Source organism: Agromyces binzhouensis (genome assembly GCF_004135055.1).
In the GTDB taxonomy this organism is placed as follows: domain Bacteria; phylum Actinomycetota; class Actinomycetes; order Actinomycetales; family Microbacteriaceae; genus Agromyces; species Agromyces binzhouensis.
Map to the genome: position 1 here is coordinate 1 of NZ_SDPL01000595.1, position 1,405 is coordinate 1,405.

The 1,405-nt window shown below is 70.7% G+C and carries 2 protein-coding genes; both read right to left on the minus strand.

Annotated elements, in window-relative coordinates; all coding sequences use genetic code 11:
• Positions 1–508: crossover junction endodeoxyribonuclease RuvC (gene ruvC / locus ESO86_RS16980; RefSeq protein WP_207207207.1), on the minus strand; the 508-nt coding region annotated here is incomplete at its 3' end.
• A gap of 10 nt (positions 509–518) precedes the next feature.
• Positions 519–1,277: a YebC/PmpR family DNA-binding transcriptional regulator gene (locus ESO86_RS16985; RefSeq protein ID WP_129235961.1), complete on the minus strand. Its 759-nt coding sequence runs from the start codon at positions 1,275–1,277 to the stop codon at positions 519–521.
• Positions 1,278–1,405: the final 128 nt, after the last annotated feature.

The following is a 1,405-nucleotide window of genomic DNA, read 5'->3' on the forward strand; positions in this document are numbered from 1 at the left end:
CGGACGGGGCGTCGGCGATCGCCGCGCCGGCCGCTCCCCCGGTCCGCCAGGCGTGGCAGATCGCGAGCGCGAGCGCGTCCGCGGCATCCGCCGGCTTGGGCACCGACTCGAGCCCGAGGATTCGGGCGACCATCGCGCCGACCTGGGCCTTGTCGGCACGTCCGTAGCCGGTGATCGCCGCCTTCACCTCGCTCGGGGTGTGCAGCGCGACCGGCAGCACGCGGCGGGCGGCGATGAGCATCGCGACGCCCGAGATCTGGGCGGTGCCCATGATCGTCGAGACGTCGGACCGTGCGAACACGCGCTCGAGCGCGACCGCCTGCGGGCGGTGCTCCTCGAGGATCGCCTCGAGTCCGTCGGCGATGCGCGCCAGGCGTCGCGGCGTGTCGAGGTCGGCGGGCGAGCGCAGCACGACGACGTCGACGAGCTTCGCCGTGCGGTTCGGCTCGACGTCGACCACGCCCACGCCGCAGCGCGTGAGTCCGGGGTCGATGCCGAGCACGCGCACGGCGATCGGCCTAGTCCTCGGCCTCGAGTTCGGCCTGCACCTCGGGGCTCAGGTCGAAGTTGCTGTAGACGTTCTGCACGTCGTCGCTGTCCTCCAGCGCATCGATGAGCCGGAACACCTTGCGCGCCGTGTCGGCGTCGATCTCGACCTTGAGGTTCGGCACGAACTCGACGTCGGCCGACTCGTAGTCGAGGCCCGCCTCCTGCAGCGCCTTGCGGATCTCGACCATCGCGGACGGGTCGGTGATGACCTCGAAGCCCTGCGCGTGCGGCTCGATCTCCTCGGCACCGGCCTCGAGCGCCGCCATCATGACGTCGTCCTCGGTCGTGCCCTCGCCGGTGACGACGATCACGCCCTTGCGGGTGAAGTTGTAGGCGACCGAACCCGGGTCCGCCAGCGTGCCGCCGTTGCGGTTGAGGCCGGTACGGACCTCCGCGGCGGCGCGGTTCTTGTTGTCGGTGAGCACCTCGATCATGAGGGCGACGCCGTTGGGGCCGTAGGCCTCGTAGGTGATGTTCTGGTACTCGACCGCCTCGCCGCCGATGCCGGCGCCGCGCTTGATGGCGCGATCGATGTTGTCGTTCGGGACCGACGTCTTCTTGGCCTTCTGCACCGCGTCGTACAGGGTCGGGTTGCCGTTCAGGTCGGCGCCGCCGAGCTTGGCCGCGACCTCGATGTTCTTGATGAGCTTGGCGAACGACTTCGCACGGCGCGCGTCGATGACGGCCTTCTTGTGCTTGGTCGTCGCCCACTTGGAATGCCCGGACATGCCTCTCCCGTCACGGTGGTTCTGTACCCCGACATTCTAGGCCAGTACGTCCTCCGGGCCCGGCGCGCGCGCGGGGTGGGCGCACGAGCCGACGGATGCCCGGGGCCGCTACGCCGCGGCGCCCGCCG

What these genes read in the sequence shown, in the direction of transcription:
- ESO86_RS16985 (WP_129235961.1), bottom strand. Translation starts at nt 1,277, where the DNA reads ATGTCCGGGCATTCCAAGTGGGCGACGACCAAGCACAAGAAGGCCGTC.